This is a genomic window from Dyella sp. SG609 (genome assembly GCF_012275375.1).
GTDB lineage: Bacteria > Pseudomonadota > Gammaproteobacteria > Xanthomonadales > Rhodanobacteraceae > Dyella_D > Dyella_D marensis.
Map to the genome: position 1 here is coordinate 110,112 of NZ_JAAZQJ010000013.1, position 16,102 is coordinate 126,213.

The 16,102-nt window shown below is 68.0% G+C and carries 7 protein-coding genes and 1 pseudogene; 1 reads left to right on the top strand and 7 read right to left on the bottom strand.

The genetic code is table 11. From position 1 onward, the window contains the following. Positions 1-130: 130 nt before the first annotated feature. The 7 genes and pseudogenes from FHW85_RS19380 to FHW85_RS19410 form a co-directional block, all read right to left on the bottom strand. Positions 131-859 (bottom strand): annotated as a pseudogene (locus FHW85_RS19380) (ribokinase); the annotation flags it as partial. Further along, positions 856-2,022 (bottom strand): serine hydrolase domain-containing protein, encoded by a 1,167-nt coding sequence (locus tag FHW85_RS19385; protein ID WP_168649363.1) that lies wholly within the window; start codon positions 2,020-2,022, stop codon positions 856-858. The pseudogene FHW85_RS19380 and the gene FHW85_RS19385, both read right to left, overlap by 4 nt. Positions 2,023-2,138: 116 nt before the next feature. Then, complete coding sequence (locus tag FHW85_RS19390; RefSeq protein WP_168649364.1) at positions 2,139-4,385, bottom strand: TonB-dependent receptor; 2,247 nt, start codon at positions 4,383-4,385, stop codon at positions 2,139-2,141. A 287-nt stretch (positions 4,386-4,672) separates the two neighbouring features. Then, positions 4,673-5,554 carry a LysR substrate-binding domain-containing protein gene (locus tag FHW85_RS19395; protein WP_167253000.1) on the bottom strand — a complete coding sequence of 294 codons (882 nt, stop codon included), beginning with the start codon at positions 5,552-5,554 and terminating at the stop codon, positions 4,673-4,675. 222 nt (positions 5,555-5,776) lie between these two features. Beyond that, positions 5,777-8,137 carry a sodium:solute symporter gene (locus FHW85_RS19400; RefSeq protein ID WP_168649365.1) on the bottom strand — a complete coding sequence of 787 codons (2,361 nt, stop codon included), beginning with the start codon at positions 8,135-8,137 and terminating at the stop codon, positions 5,777-5,779. Positions 8,138-8,199: 62 nt separating this feature from the next. Next, positions 8,200-9,054, bottom strand: a complete 855-nt coding sequence (locus tag FHW85_RS19405) for a CoA ester lyase (RefSeq protein WP_168649366.1) — start codon at positions 9,052-9,054, stop codon at positions 8,200-8,202. 377 nt (positions 9,055-9,431) lie between these two features. After that, positions 9,432-15,194 (bottom strand): putative Ig domain-containing protein, encoded by a 5,763-nt coding sequence (locus FHW85_RS19410; RefSeq protein ID WP_246866821.1) that lies wholly within the window; start codon positions 15,192-15,194, stop codon positions 9,432-9,434. Between the two features lie 405 nt (positions 15,195-15,599). Between FHW85_RS19410 and FHW85_RS19415 the strand changes: the two genes are divergently transcribed. Beyond that, a complete protein-coding gene (locus tag FHW85_RS19415; protein ID WP_167252996.1) occupies positions 15,600-16,100 on the top strand; it encodes a tail fiber protein in 501 nt (166 codons plus the stop codon). Positions 16,101-16,102: the final 2 nt, after the last annotated feature.

A 16,102-nucleotide genomic window follows, 5' to 3' on the forward strand; every position in this document is an offset into this window, starting at 1 on the left:
CAGCCGCCGCACCTCGTCCTGCCGCGGCACGCCGGTCTGCGCGCCCAGGCGGGTGCAGGCTAGCGCAGATGCGGCGCAACGCGGCCGGATACGGCAGGCCCAGGCTCAGGCTGGCGACCAGGGTGCCGCAGAAGGTGTCACCGGCGCCGGTGGTGTCCACGGCATTCACGGCGAAGCCCGGCTGCAGCAGGTACTCGCCGCCCACCCGCGCGCAGCAGCCGCGCGCGCCGAGGGTGACCACCACGGCGGGGGCGTCCAGTGCGTCGAGGCCGGCGCCGATGCCTTGCCTGCCGCTGATCGCCGCCAGCTCGCCTTCGTTGACGATCAGCAGCTGGCAGTCGCCCAGCAGGCTGCGCGGCAAGGCCTGCGCCGGTGCGGCGTTGAGCGCCACCTGTACACCGGCGCGGCGTGCTTCCCGCGCCCAGGCTTCCACCGTCGGCAAGGGCGTTTCCAGTTGCAGCAGCAGATGGCCGACATCGGCCAGCGGCGGCAGATGTTCGGGCAACAGCCGCGCATTGGCGCCGGGCGCCACGGTGATCGCGTTCTCGCCGTCGCCCGCCAGGCAGACGAAGGCGACGCCGGTGGCCGTGCCGCGCATGCGCACGATGTCGAGCCCGACGCCGGCCCCGCGCAGCGAGGCTTCGATCGGCGCCGCATGCACGTCGTCGCCCAGGGCCAGCAGTATCCGCGTGGGCGCGCCGCCGGCCCGCACGCAGGCCACCGCCTGGTTGGCGCCCTTGCCGCCGGGAAAGGTGGCGAAGCCGTTGCCGAGCACGGTTTCGCCCGGCGCCGGCACGTGCGGCGCGCGCACCACGAAATCGAGATTGGCCGAGCCGGCCACCAGCACGCCGCGCTTCATGGCTGCAGCGCCTGGTAGACCAGGGCGTAGAAACCGCGGCTCAGGCGCGGCAGGTCCTTGGCCGCGTCTTCGCGCGGCAGGTGCTGCAGCAGCAGGATGGCGAGCAGGTCTTCGTGCGGATCGATCGTGTAATACGTCGACGCCGCGCCGGACCAGCCGAACTGGCCCGGCGAACCGGGCTGGCCGCGCCGTGCGGGATCGAGCACCACATAGCCGCCCAGGCCGAAACCCTCGCCCGCATTGAACTGATTCACCGGCGGGTCGAGCATGGCGAGGTGGTTGCGCAGCATCAGCTCCACCGTCTTGCGGCCGAGCACGGTGTGGCCGTCCAGGCTGCCGTGGCCGAGCAGCATCTGCGCGAAGCGGGCGTAGTCGGCGGCGGTGGAATACAGGCCGCCGGCGCCGCTGGCGTAGGCATTCAGTGGCGCACCGGGATGCGCGGCACTGGGACCGTCCGCGATGCGCAGCTTGCCGTTCGCGCCCATGGTGGTGATGTCGACCACCCGGGCGCGCTTGGCCTCCGGCACCGCGAAGCCGGTATCGCGCATGTCCAGCGGTTGGAAGATGCGCTCCCGCAGGAAGCGCTCGAAGGACTCCCCGGACACCACCTCCACCACCCGCGCCACCAGCTCCAGCGAGGCGCCGTCGTAGCCGAAGCGCGATCCGGGATCGGCGGCCAAGGGCACGCGGCTCATGCGTTCGGCGAAGCCGCGCAGATCCGCTGCGGCATGCGGATCGATGCTTTCCATCCGCTTGACCGCGGCCTCGTCGCCCTTCAAACCGGCCGGATAGCCTGCGGTGTGCGTCAGCAATGCATGCAAGGTGACCGGCCTGGCAGCGGGACGCTCGCTGCCGTCGCTCATCAACACCCGCGGATGCTCGAAGCCCGGCAGGTAGCGCGACAGCGGATCGTCCAGCGACAGCTTGCCTTCTTCCATCAGCATCAGGACGGCCACCGTGGTTACCGTCTTGGTCATCGAATAGATGCGGAAGATATCGTCGCGGCGCAGCGGCTCGCGCCGGGCCAGATCGCGATAGCCGTACGCCTGCCAATCGACGATGCGGCCGTGCCGCGCGATCAATGCCACCGCGCCCACGTAACCCTCGGTGCCGGTCGCATCGCGCAGATAGGCATGCAGGCGCTCCAGCCTTTCCGCCGACAAGCCCTCGTCCTTCGCCGCGGCAAAAGGCAACGGCCCCTGCGCCGCCATCGCGGGCACCGCGCACAAGGCAACGGCCGCCACCAGGACGGCCCGTCGCCCATGCGCCAACCACCTCGTCACAGCGTGATGGTGTACGTCAGCGAGGTCATGCGCCCGCGGCCCGCCCAGTAATTCTGGTAGCCCGCCAGCTGCGACCAGCTGAGGATGTATTGCCGGTTGAACAGGTTCTCCACGCCCAGCGACAGCTTGCCGTGCTTGCCGAGGTCGTAGTTCACGCCCAGGTCGAACAGGGTGTAGCCCTTGGTCTGTTCCGAGTAGCTGAACTGCGCGCCGTCATAGGCGCGCGTGTCCTGGCCGGATACGTGGCGGCTGAACAAGGTGGTGAAGCCCAGCGTGGCATCGGCGTTGGGCAGGAACTTCCACGTAGCCGCCGCCGCAAACTTGTCGGGATTGATATCCAGCACGCCCAGCGGCTTGTTCAAGCCGCCCGAGCCATAGCGCCCGGCCGGATCGGCCGACCAGAACGCGGTCTTGCCGCGGATATGCGAGTACAGGCCGGTGATCTTGAAGTCCCGGTCGAAACGCCATTCGCCGGTAACTTCGGTGCCTTCGATCCGCACCGGCGCGCGGCTGAGGATGAAGTCGGTGGTATGCGGATCCACCGCCAGCGAGGAACCGAACGGCGACTTCGACACATAGTGCGTGGCGCCGAACGCGCCGTGCTCGCCATGCCAGTTGAAGCCGCCCTCGTAGTTCTTGAACACGATCGCATTGAGATCGCGGATCTTGTCCACCGACTGCCCCGGCGTATTGATATTGCGCAGCGGGATGCCGATGTTCGGCAGGGTGAAGCCTTCGCTGTAGGACAGGAAGGTGGACCACTGGTCGTTGACGCGCCAGATCGCGCCGAAGTTCTTCAGCCCTTCCTTGTACTTCAGGCCGCCGCCCTGCACGAACACGCGGTTGCGGTAGTACGTGGTGGTGTAGCTGTTGACGGTGAGCTTGTCGTCCTCGCGGCGGTAGCCGGCGCTCAGCGTCACCGGGCCGACGTCCCAGGACAGCTGCGCGTACGGCGCCACGCTCTTGTAGTCCATCGGCGGCACCCACAGGCGGCTGGTCAGGGCCAGGCGCTGCTGCGCCTGGTCCTTGCCGAAGTCGATGCCGGTGTGCAGCTCCAGGCCCGTGACGTTGAAGATGTCCGGGCGCGTCCACGAGGTGCGCAGTCCCTTCTTGTGCACCACGATTTCAGACTGGTCGTACAGCGTGCCGAGCGGGGCGATCAGCGGATCCTGCTTGTCCTCGGTGTTTTCCGGCAGGTAGCGCATGGACTGGTCGGCCTTGTAGGCGTTGATGTCCAGGTAGCCGCCGAAGAACTTGTCGTTGGTGTATTGCAGCTGGTACTGCTTGAAGTCGTTGAAGGCGTCCTTGGAACCGAAGATATGGCCCTTCTCCGAGGTATTGGTGCGCGGCACCGCGCACGGCGGCGTGTCGGTGGGGCCGCGGCAGCCCAGCACCTGCACGTACTCGCCCTTGCCCTCGATGCGGAAGCGGCTGACGCTGGCCTGCAGGCGCTGCTCGTTGTCCGCGCCGAAGTTGAAGCCGATCTTGGCGTATAGATTTTTGGTTTCCGAATCGGCCAGCGAACCGCTGGTGTTCAGGCCGATGCGGCGGCCGTTGCCGTCGTAGCTGATGCCGCGGTCGATATACGAAGCGGCCAGCAGCGCATCGAACTCCTGCTGTTTGTGCGAATAGGTGGCGCCGACTTTCCAGCCTTCGCTGTCGCTGTGGGCCTGGGTCTGGTAGCGCGTGGTGAGGGTGACTTCGTCGCCGTCCTTGGTCGGCGTCTTGGAGATGTAGTTGATGATGCCGCCGGCCGCGCCGATGCCTTCGGAAGCGGACGGACCGTTGATCACCTCCACGCGCCCGACGATGCCCATGTCGGTAAACGTGCCGTTGCGCGTGCCTTCGCGCAGCGGCGAGCCCTGCGGCACGCCGTCGAACAGGCGCAGCGGGATGCGGCCGCGCAAGGTCTCGCCGGTATTGCTCATGGCCTGCGAGGACTCGGCATAGCCCGGCACCGAGCGCGCCAGCACCGCCGTCGCGTCCTCGGTCACCAGCAAGGTGTGCTGGATTTCTTCCTTCGACACCACGGTGATCGCGCCCGGGATCTCGTCGATCGCCTTGGGGCTGCGCGTGCCGGTGACGATCACCTGCTGCAGGTTGACCGCGTCCTTGTCCTTGCCGTCCTTCTTCGTACTGCTGTCGGCCGGCGCGGCGCCAGCGGCGGGTGCATCCTGCGCCGGCGCGCCGACGGCGTAGGCCAGCAGGATGCCGCTGATGGCGGCGGTGAGTGGCTTGATCATGTCTTGTCTCGTCTTGGTACCGCCTTGCGGCGGGTCGGCGCGCGCGGCGCGCCGGGGACGGTGCTTCGTCTTCGAACTGGCGACGCCCTCCCCCAGGCGTCCCGACGGCCCATGTCTTCTTATGCGAACCGCTTGCGGCGGCCGTACTGCAACCACGTTGGATTGCGAGCGAGCCTATGCGCTTCGCTGCCGGCGTAGAACCGTCGCGGACTATGTTCAGAGGCTAGTTTTTGTTGCTTACGAAGCAAGCGGATGTATGCGGCGTTGCAGCACGCTACGTGCTTGCCTCAGCGCGCTCTGGCCTGCATCGCCTTGCGGCTTTCCTGCAGCAGCACGGTGACCAGGCGCACGCGCACGCTGGAGCGCGACCACACGATGCCGATGCGCCGCGGCACCGCCGGATTGGGCAGCGCAATGCGCGCCAGCTGCAGGCCTTCCGGCCACGGCTGCGCCCAGTCCGGCACCAGGGACACGCCCAGGCCGCGGTCGACCATCACGGCGATCGCATTGAGCGCGTTCAGTTCGAAGCGTTCGCGCGGCACGATGCCGTTCGCGCGCAGATAGTCATCGGCCTGGCGTCCGCCCCATTGATTACGGTCGTAGCGGATCAGCGGCTGGGTGGCGAGCAGTTCGTGCGGATCGCGGCCGGCCATGCTTTTCGGCGCCAGCACGATCAGCGGTTCTTCGCGCAGCAGCAGCCATTCGCAGGTCTTGGGCAGCGGAAATGGCGCCTGCAGCACCACCGCCGCGTCGAGGTCGCCCGCTTCCACGGCGCGATACAGATCGACCGAGTAGCCGGGCTTGATGAAGACATTGATCTGCGGGAACGCATCGACCATGCGCGCCAATACGTCCGGCAGCATGCCGGCCAGCGCGGTGGGACAGGCGCCCAGGCGCAGCTCGCCGGACACGGCGCTGTCGTTGGCCACGCTGCGCAGGTCCGAGACGCTGCGCAGCAGTTCGCGCGCGCGTTCGAGGATGCGCGAGCCTTGCTCGGTGACACTGACGGTGCGGCCCACGCGCGCGATCAGCGTGGCGCCGAGTTCGCGCTCCAGCGTGCGGATCTGCTGCGCCACCGCCGCCGGCGTCACGTTGAGCACGCGCGCCGCCGCCGCCATCGAGCCCTGGTCGACGACGGTGACAAAGGTATTCAGGAATTGCGTTTCCACGTGCCGCCCTCATCGGTCTTGCCCCCGGGGGGACGATGGGAGAGCGGGGAAAAAGCGTCAAGAGCCATAGGGAGCTCCCTAGTGGAGAAGATGCCGGCAGGCAGATGAGGGGCGGGTGCTCGCGAAAGAGGTTCGACGAAGCGGAGGCTGCTCTGCTTCGCCGCTCCGTAGGTCCCCCTCACCCCAACCCTCTCCCCGCAGGGGAGAGGGGGCAGGTGGCGGTTAGCGTTTGGGTCTTGAGTAGATCGTCAGGCCTTCCAGCGAACGCGTCGGCGCCGGAAACAGCAGGCTCGCCAGATAGCCGATCACGATGCACAGCAGGATGGAGATGGCCAGATAGAAATACGGATGCACCAGGTGGAACGACCAGGCGATCAAGGTGAGCACGATGCTCGAGGCGATACCGATCGCCACGCCGGGTGAATTCGCCCGGCGGGTGAACATCCCCAGCGTATAGGCGCCCGCGAAGCCGCCACCCAGCAAGCCCGCCAGTTCGATCGACACGTCGAACAGCGAGTGGATGTCGAAGCGCGACAACAGCAATGCCGTGGCGATGCCGACCAGCCCCACCACCACCGTCATGATCTCCGCCATCAGCACGCTCTTCTTCGGCGACGGGTTCTTCACCAGCTTCTCGTAGAAGTCGACCGAGATCAGCGTCGCCACGCTGTTCATGATGCCCGACAGCGTTGCCATCGCGGCCGCGAAGATGCCGGCGATGATCAGGCCGGTCACGCCCATCGGCAGTTCCGCGGCGATGAACAGCGGGAACGTGGCGTCGATGGGCAGCAAGGGATTCAGGCGGTCCGGGTTGTCCTTGTAGAACACGAACAGCGCCGTGCCGATCAGATAGAACACGAAGCCGCCGGGGATCATGATCGCGGCGAACATCCAGATCGAACGGCCCGCCTCCTTGTCCGACTCCGTCGACAAGGTGCGCTGCATCAGCACCTGGTCCTTGGGGAAGGTCAGCACCACGTCGAACAGCACCAGGAAAAGAAAACCCCAGACGGTCGCCTTGGTCAGGTCGAAGCTGAAGTCCAGCAGGTGCATCTTGTGGTTGGCGGTAGCGGTGTGCATGAACTGCCCCACTCCGCCATGCAGATGCCACACGATAAAGCCGATCACGAACAGCGCGCCGCCCATCTTCACCAGCACCTGCACGAAGTCGGTCCAGATCACCGCCTTCATGCCGCCCATCGCGGTGTAGACGATGGTGAAAACCCCCATCAGCACCACGCTCAAGCTCACGCTGATGCCGGTGATGGTGGCGATGGCCAGCGCCGGCAGAAACAGGATCACGCTCATGCGGCTGCCGATCTGGGTCAGGATGCACAGCGCGCTGGCCAGCATGCGGATGGCCGGATGGAAGCGCGTTTCCAGGTACGAGAACACCGACATCAGGTCGAGGCGGCGCAGCAGCGGCACGATCCACACCGCCACGAAGGCCAGGCCGAGCACGGCGATCAAGTTATTGGTGAGGTAGGTCCAGTTGCTTTCGAAGGACTTGGCGGGGATGGCGATAAAGCTGATCGAGCTGGTATTGGCCGCATAGAGGCTTACGCCCGCCGCCCAGAACGGAATGCTGCGGCCGCCGACGAAGAAATTCGCGGTGTTGTTGCGCTTCTCGCGCAGATAGAAGTACAGGCCGATGCCGAACATCGCGGCGAGATAGACCAGGATCACCACCCAGTCCAGCCACTTCAGCAGCAGCTTGCCGGATTGCAGCTGCGCGGTGTGGATGGCGTAGCCGGCGCCGTCGCGCTGGGCCCAGGTGAAGCCGTCCTGCGCGGCGGCCATCAATGCGTCGTTCGCCGGTTGTGCGCCGGGCAGCGTGGCCCAGGAGCCGGTGATGCTGTGGTACGTCATCGGGCGCGCGCCTTCCGGCGTGCCGACCAGATAGAGCAGATGGGCCTGGCCCAGCGCGCGCGGGGCGGCGGGCAGCAGCGTGCCGGGGATGGTGGTGGCTTCGGTCCAGCCTTTCGTGGCCGACCAGCGCAGCAGTTGCTGTTTGCCGTCGTGCGCGACGGCGACGAACAGATTGGGGCCTTGCGCGACCAGCGATAGCGGTGGCGAGTGGCCGGGCCAGGCGGGAATATCGGTCCACCCTGCGCGGGGATCGGCCGGATTCGCTCGCCATGCCTGCGCCTTGCCAGCGACCGTGCCGGCCACGAACAGCGCATCGGCGGACACGGCGCCGCGCGGATCGGCCAATGCCGCCGGCAGCGCAGGGAGTGCGGTCGCATCGAGGCGATCGTTGCGCAGATGCAATTCCGCCAGCGCCGTGCGCCCCTGCGCCGGCCACACCAGGTAAGCGCGAGCGCCATCCTGGATCAGCGACACATCGTTCGGCATCGCCGCGGGCCAGGCCACCGTCAGCCAGCGCCTGCCCGCATCGTCGAGCCGCCACGCCTGCCCCTGCCCCACCGCCACGGTCTGCCCATCGATCACCGCCATGCCGACCAGCGCCTGCGCGGCCGCCAACGGCGGCAAGTCCGCGGTACGCAAAGGCGTCAGGCTTTCGGCATGCAGCGGCAGCGCGAGCAACAGCCAGGCCAGGCAGAACAGGCACGAACGGAACACGTGGAGCCGGGCCTCTCGATACGGTCGTCGCGGAACGGATTCCTGCGCCGGGCGCGCCGCCGTCACGGCTTGTGCGCCGCGGCGAGCAAGGCCTGCGCCCGTTTCAGGAACGGCAGGTCGACCATCTTGCCATCGACCATGAAGGCGCCGCGACCCTGGTTGCCCGGATCTCGCGCGGCTTCGACGATGCGGCGCGCGCTTTCGATCTCCGCTTCGGAGACGGCGAACGCTTCGTTGGCCAGCGCCACCTGGCGCGGATGGATGCAGCTCTTGCCGAGATAGCCGAGCCGGCGTGCCAGCGCGGCTTCGGCACGGTAGCCGTCGCTGTTGGCGACGTCCGCGAAGGCGCCATCGAGTGCGAACACGTCCGCCTGTGCGGCGGCCATGCGCATGGCGAAAAGCACGGACTGCACATTGGCCAGATCGTGCCGCTCGATGCCGTACGGCTCGAACATATCCGCCAGGCCCAGCTGCAGCCCCGCCACGCGCGGATGCGCGCCGGCGATCGACGCGGCCCGGGCCAGCGCACGCGGCGTTTCGATGTTCACCAATAGCCGCGTGCGGCGCTGCCAGCCGCGCGCCGCTTCCACCCGCGCGATCATGTCCACCGCCGCGCGCACTTCCTCGGCGGATTCGATCTTGGGCAGGTTGATCAGGGTGACGCCGTCGCCGACCACCGCTTCCACGTCGTCGCTGAAGTACGGCGTGGATGGCGCATTGGTGCGCACGATCATCAGCTTGGGCGATTGCCTTGCCGCCTCGGTGGCAAGGAAGGCCGCGACGGCGGTGCGCGCGGCGCCCTTGAGGTCGGGCGTGACCGAATCCTCGAGGTCGAACGACAGCGCATCGGCCTCGCCGGCCAGCGTCTTGGCGAACAGCTCCGGCCGCCCTCCGGGGACGAACAGCTTGCTACGCATGGAGGATGGGCGGCGAAATCGGCATGCCCGTAGTGTGCGGCAGCGATCCCGCGCGATCGGTACAGCGCGGGCTTGTTCAGACGATAGCGATGCTATCGATTCGCCGCGGTGCGGCATGGCGCGGGCTGTGGATGGGCGCCGCCCCATCAAGCATCGTCATTCCGGCGCAGGCCGGAATCCAGTGGCGGTATCGCTCGATTTTCGCCAAGAGCTTCTGGCGCTTTCGCGACAATCCCGCATTGTCGTTACTGGATGATTCGCTTCGCTCACCCCTTCGGGGCCGCCCTGCGGGCGTTCTTCGCGCTACGCGCTCGTCCGGCCTGCGCCGGAATGACGAGCTGTTGGCCGCGGGCGCACCGCACCCGCGGCCTTCCACATTACGGATCGAACTTCTTCTCGACCCCCAGCTGGATCGACTGGTTGTCCCGCGTGCTGTTGTCCAGCAGGTTCTGGTACTCCAGCCGCATCGACCAGCCCTTCAGCGTCTGCAGCATCACGCCCGCGCCCACCAGGGTGTGGTTGCGGTTGGTGTTGCCCAGCGCCGCCTGGTACAGCGGGCCGCCCAGCAGATCCGCGTAGCGCATCGCCGCGATGCTCGCGCCCTGGAAGTCGTGGCGGAATTCCGCCCGCAGCTGCGGCATCCACACGCCGTAGTCGCGCTTGACCACCCACTGCGCGCGCAGGCCCAGCACGCCGGTGCTGGTCTTCACGGTCTGGCGCTCGTACTGCAGCGCGTAGACGCTGTCGCCGTGCTCGGTGTAGCTGTCGAGCGTGGCGCGTGCGAAGTCGAAGCGGCCGTACGGCGAGATCAGCATGCCGTCCTCGGTGCGGTGCTCGTAGCCCACCGAGAGCGAGGCGAAGTACTGCTTGCCGTCGCGGCTGCCGGTCACCGTGTTGCCGTTGTCGGTGACGTAGCGGCGCGAGTCGAACGACATCTTCTGGTAGCCGATCAGCGCGTCGACATACACCAGCGGCACCGGGCGGTAGCTGCCGTACACCGCCGCGCTGTAGGCGTCGACCGTGCTGCGGCTGTCGTGCTTGCCCACGTCGGAGGAGTCGTGGCCGTAGCCGACGCCCACGCCCGCCGCGAAGTTGTCGCCGAAGGCGCGGTCCGCACCCAGGCTCACGCCCGAGGTGGTGAAGTCGATGCCGTCGCTGCTGCTGCCCGGCAAGGTCTTGCCGAAGTTCACCGCACCGCCGGTCCACACCGACCACGTACCCGGCTGGCCCGCCGCGCCGGAGCGCTGGCCCTGGCCCGGCGTCGGCTCGTCCGGCTGCACCAGGAAGCGGCGGCCCCAATCTTCACGACCCCAGTCGTCGTCGCGGCCGTGCAGGCCCGCCATCGGGTCGCGGTTCTGCCGTGCGCTGGCCGAGCTGAAGCTGATGCCGTTGCTGAAGCCGCCGCCACCGGCGCCGGTGTGCAGGGTTTCCAGGCGGCGCTGGAAGTTGTCGATCTGGCCCACCGCCAGGCGGCGTGCCGAATCGGCCTGCGCCTGCAGGATGCCCAGCACTTCGGCGTCCTTCGACGGATCGCTGCGGCCGGTCACGGTGATGTTCACCGTCGCCGTGGCGGAAGTGGCGTAGGCATTGCTCAGCGTGTAGCTGACCTGCGCCTGGCCGCTGTAGCTGTTGGCCGCGGTGAATTCCAGCGTATAGCCCGAGGTTCCGCTGTTGTGGATGTGCGCGTTGCCCGCCGCGGCCGGCGACACCGAGATCAGCGTGGCGCCGGTGAACGGACCGCCGTGCGCCGCCGTGGTCAGGTCCACCTGCACCGTGCGGCCGGCCACCACGTTGGCGGTCAGCGCCGCCGGCAGCGGGATCGGATTCACGGTGACGGTGATGTGCGCCGGCGTGGAGGTGCCGAACGGGTTGGACAGCGTGTAGTCCATGCCCACCGCGCCCGAGGCGTCCTGCGGCGCCGTGTACACGATGTCGGTGCCGCTCACCGCCGCCGTGCCCTTGGCGGGCGGCGTGGTAATGGCCACGCCGGTGAACGGCGAGCCGGTGGCGCCGGCGGTGGCGTGGATGGTGACCGACTGGCCGGCCAGCACGGTGCCGCTCTGCGCCGCCGCGACCGGCACGGCCAGCGGCGTCACGGTGACGGTCACCGTGGCGGGCGCCGAGGTGCCGCCGGGGCCGCTGGCCGTGTAGGTGAAGGTGTCGGTGCCGAAGAAGTTCGTCGCCGGCGTGTACACCGCATTGAGGCCGCTCACCGTCGCCGCGCCGTGCGCCGGAGCCTGCGCCACCGCGATGCTGGTGATCGGGCCGGTGTCGTTGGCGGTGACGTTGATGGTGACGGGCGCGTTCGCCGGCGTGCTGGCGGTGTCGTTCACCGCCACCGGCACGGGCTGGTTGATGCCCACCGTATAGGCCTGGCTGCCGGTGAAGCCGTTGGTGTCGGTGGCCGTCACGGTGAAGCTGTAGTTGCCCGCCGCGGTCGGCGTGCCGCTGATCGCGCCCGCGCTGCTCAGCGCGATGCCGGGCGGCAGCGCACCCGCCGTGAGGCTGTAGGTGAAGCTGCCGCTGCCGCCGCTGGCGCTCACCGTCTGGCTGTAGGCCACGCCCACCTGGCCGCCCGGCAAGGTGGTGCGGGTGAAGGTGATGGCCGGCGCGTTCACCGTCACCGTATAGGCCTGGCTGCCGCTGAAGCCGAAGCCGTCGGTCGCCTTGACGGTGAAGCTGTAGGGGCCGGCGGTGGTCGGCGTGCCGCTGATGACGCCGGCGCTGCTCAGCGCGATGCCTGGCGGCAGCGCGCCGGAGAGCAGGCTGAAGGTGTAGCCGCCGTTGCCGCCGCTCGCGGTCAGCGGCTGGTTGTACGCGACGCTGCCGGTGAACGCCGCCAGCGTGGTCGGCGTGATGGCGATCGTCGGCGCATTCACCGTGACGGTATAGGCCTGGCTGCCGCTGAAGCCGAAGCCGTCGGTGGCCTTGACGGTGAAGTTGTAGGAGCCCGGCGTGGTCGGCGTACCCGACACGATGCCGGCGCTGCTCAGCGCAATGCCGGCCGGCAGCGCACCCGCCGTGAGGCTGAAGGTGTAGCCGCCGTTGCCGCCGCTGGCCGTGATCGTCTGGCTGTAGGCGACGCCGCCCGAACCCGCCGGCAGCGTGGCCGGGGTGAGCGTGATGGCCGGCGCGTTCACCGTGAAGGCGTAGGCCTGGCTGCCGGTGAAGCCGTGGCCATCGGTGGCGGTGACGGTGAAGTTGTAGGTGCCGGCCGTGGTCGGCGTGCCGGACAGCACGCCGCCGCTGGTCAGGCCGATGCCCGGCGGCAGTGCGCCGGCCGAGAGGCTGTAGGCATAGGTGCCGTTGCCGCCGCTCGCGGTGATCGTCTGGTTGTAGGCGACACCGCCGGTGCCCGCCGGCAGCGTGGACGGCGCCAGGACGACCGTCGGCGCGGCCAGCACCAGCGCCACCGGCTGGGTCGCCGTGAACGGCGCGCCGGTGCCGGTGCTGCTGTCGGTCGCCCGCACGGTGAAGTTGAAGGTGCCGGCGACCGTCGGCGTGCCGGACAGCACGCCGCTCGACGAGAGCGACAGGCCCGCCGGCAAGGTGCCCACGCTGAGCGCGTAGGTGTACGTCGGCGTGCCGCCGCTGGCGGTGAAGGTGTGGCTGTAGGCCACTTCCGCCGTGCCGCTGGCCGGCGCGGCGGAGGTGAACACCACCGTGCCCGCGCCCACCGTGCCGCTATAGGCCTGGCTGCCGGTGAAGCCGCCGCTGTCGGTGGCGGTGATGGTGAAGCTGTAGGCGCCCGCCGCGGTCACCGTGCCGCTGAGCACGCCCGAGCTGCCGTCCAGGCTGAGGCCTGCCGGCAGCACGCCGGAGCTGACGCTGTAGGTGAACGTGGCCGGATGGCCTTCGGAGGCGGTGATCGCCTGGCTGTAGGCCACGCCCACCGACGGTGCCGGCAGGCTGCCCGGCGACAGCGTGATGGTCGGCGCGACGATCGCCAGCGTGTAGCTGCCCGACACGTGGAACGGTGCGCTGGTGCCGGTGGAGCTGTCGGTCGCCTGCACCGTGAAGTTGAAGTTGCCGGCCGCGGTCGGCGTGCCGGACAGCGTGCCGGTGGACGACAGCGTCACGCCCGGCGGCAGTGCGCCCGAAGTGATTGCATAGGTGTAGGGCGAGGTGCCGTTGGCGGCGGTGAAGCTGCCGCTCACCGCCACGCCGGCCGTGCCGTTGATGGTGGTGCCGGTGCTGGGCGTCAGCGTCAGCGTCGGCGCGTTCACCGTCAGGGTGTAGGCGCTGCTGCCGGTGTACGGACCGGTGCCGGTGCTGCTGTCGGTCGCGGTGATGGTCAGGTTGTAGGCGCCGGCACCGGTAGGCGTGCCGGTGATCGCACCGCTGCTGCTCAGGCTCAGGCCCGGCGGCAGCGAACCCGCGGTCACCGCATAGGTGTACGCGCTGGTGCCGCCGGAGGCCGTGACGTTCTGCGAGTACGAGCCCGCCACCGTCGCGTTGGGCAGCGAAGCCGGCGCAAGGGTGATGCTCGGCGCGTTCACGGTAAGCGTCAGCGCACCGCTGGTGGCGCTGAACGGACCGGTGCCGGTGCTGCTGTCGGTGGCGGTCACGGTGAAGTTGAACGTACCGCCCGCGGTCGGCGTACCCGACAGCGTGCCGTTGCTGGCCAGCGTGATGCCCGCCGGCAAGCTGCCGGAAGCGATCGTATAGCTGTACGGCGCGGTGCCGCCGGTGGCGCCCGCCAGCGAGCGGCTGTAGGCGGTACCCACCGTGGCCGGCAGCGGATTGGTCGGCGCGTAGCTGATGGTGGGCGCGGCGATGGTCAGCGTCAGCGTGCCGCTGGTGGCGCTGAACGGGCCGGTGCCGGTGCTGCTGTCGGTGGCCTTCACCGTGAAGTTGAACGTGCCGTTCGCGGTGGGCGTGCCGGACAGCGTGCCGTTGCTGGCCAGCGTGATGCCGGCCGGCAGCGCGCCGGAAGCGATGGTGTAGCTGTACGGCGTGGCGCCGCCGCTGGCGCCGGCGAGCGACTGGCTGTACGCGGTGCCGACGGTGCCGGCCGCGGGGCTGGACGGCGTGTAGGTGATGGTGGGGGGCGAGACGGTGATCGTCGCGGTGGCGGGTGCGGAGGTGCCGCTCGCGTTAGTTGCCGTGTACGTGAAGCTGTCGGGACCGGCGTAGCCGGGCGTCGGCGTATACGTGATCGACGTACCGCTCGCGGTGGCCGTGCCGTGCGCGGCTTGCGTGCCGACGGCGACGGAGGCCGGCGCACCGCCGGTGATGTTGAGCGTGATCGGATTGTTGGTGCTGTTGTAGGCGACGGTGGCGCTGACCGGGTTGGCGACGGGGGGCGGCAGGGTCTGGACAGTGACATTAAAAATAGTGGCGGAGAAGAATCCGCCCGTGTCGGTCACTCTTACGGTGAAGCTCTTCGCACCCGCCGTCGTAGGCGTACCGCTGATTGTTCCGTTGCTCGCAAGCACCAGGCCGGTGGGAAGCGTGGTGCCGCCGTCGAGCGTATAGGTGTAAGGCGCCGTGCCACCAGTCGCAGTCAGCGTGAAGCTGTAGGGCGTGTTGATGATCGGATTGCTGGGCGTGTTCGTGATGTGGACGTTCGGCGCCGCGATCGTGACCGTATAACTTTGAATGCCGGTCACGCTGGCGCTATCGGTCGCAGTGACGGTAAACGAGTAAGTGTTGTCCGTCGTCGGCGTGCCTGAAATCACACCGGCCGTACTAAGGCTTAGCCCGGGCGGCAGCGTGCCGCTGGTAACCGCATAGGTATACGGCGCAGTGCCGCCGGAGGCGCTCAAGGTGGTGGAGCTGTAGGTGACAGCCACGGTGCCCGAGGGCAGCGTCGTCGGCGTAATGTTGATAGGCGAAGTGTGCGGCGCAATGTTCAACGTCACGGTAATGGCGGGATCCGTGCCGCCGAGACCGTCGTCGAACTTGAAGGAGTCCGTCGTGGCTCCATCGCCGTTATTGACATAAGTGATCTTGCGAAGGCTGTAGTCGGTGGTCTGCGCCGAACCGTGACTGGCCGGAACCGTGACATCACCGATCACATTGAAGGAAGAGCCGCTGCAGCTTACGGGCACGTCGATGACGATGGTGCCGCCTGAGGGCACCGGTGACCCGACGCTCGCATTGGGCGGCGTGAAGTCCGGGCAGCTTGCGTAGGACATGCCGGGCAAGGCCAGCATGACGCACAGCAATAAAAATGCAGTCCAGCGGCCGAATAAATGACGGCCGAGCCCATGGCGCATCGCATCGCGATGCTTCGACTCCGTATGCCACATGACTTGTCCCCTGCTTGCCCGTCTTCCCAACGGGCGGGCACCTGGCGGCGCCAATGTGAAAGCTGCCGTGGCTCGTGAACGAGCAGCCGCGGTACCGGACCCCCTCCGCCGGACAGCTGTCAGCCTTGCCTGGCGGTCCTGCACCTTCCCCTAAGTGCCTACCCTCCTTGGGCAAGCAACGCAATATTGTGACCTTGCGCACGAAGTGCTTGTCAAGATGCCGGCCGCGCGCGAAAGTTAAGCGATCCGGCCAGGGGCTCTTTTCGCCGGCACAACCAAGGGGGAAAACTCATGTCACAACCCTTTCTCGGGCAGGTCATGCCCGTGGCGTTCAATTTCGCGCCCAAGGGATTCGCTTTCTGCAATGGACAGCTGCTGCCGATCGCGCAGAACCAGGCATTGTTCTCGCTGCTAGGTACGTACTACGGCGGCAACGGCACCACGAATTTCCAGCTGCCCGATCTGCGCAGCCGCACGCCGGTAGGCTCCAACAGTGGTGCGGACATCGGCCAGATCGGCGGCGTCGAGAACGTCACGCTGCTGACCGCCAATCTGCCGTCGCATAACCATGGCTTCAATGCCAATACGGCTGCCGCCACCGCAGTCGATCCCAGCAAGGGGCTCTTTGGCAATACCGGTTCCGAGCAGATTTACGGCGCCAACACCGGTACGCAGATCGCGCTCAATGTGCTCGACAACGCGGGCCAGACGCTCCCGCACTCCAATCTGCAGCCATACCTGGTGCTGAATTTCTGCATCGCGCTCAATGGCATCTATCCCTCGCGCAGCTGACC

Coding starts and splice junctions, on each gene's coding strand:
- FHW85_RS19390 (WP_168649364.1), bottom strand. CDS start 4,385: ATGATCAAGCCACTCACCGCCGCCATCAGCGGCATCCTGCTGGCCTAC.
- FHW85_RS19405 (WP_168649366.1), bottom strand. CDS start 9,054: ATGCGTAGCAAGCTGTTCGTCCCCGGAGGGCGGCCGGAGCTGTTCGCC.
- FHW85_RS19410 (WP_246866821.1), bottom strand. CDS start 15,194: ATGTCCTACGCAAGCTGCCCGGACTTCACGCCGCCCAATGCGAGCGTC.
- FHW85_RS19415 (WP_167252996.1), top strand. CDS start 15,600: ATGTCACAACCCTTTCTCGGGCAGGTCATGCCCGTGGCGTTCAATTTC.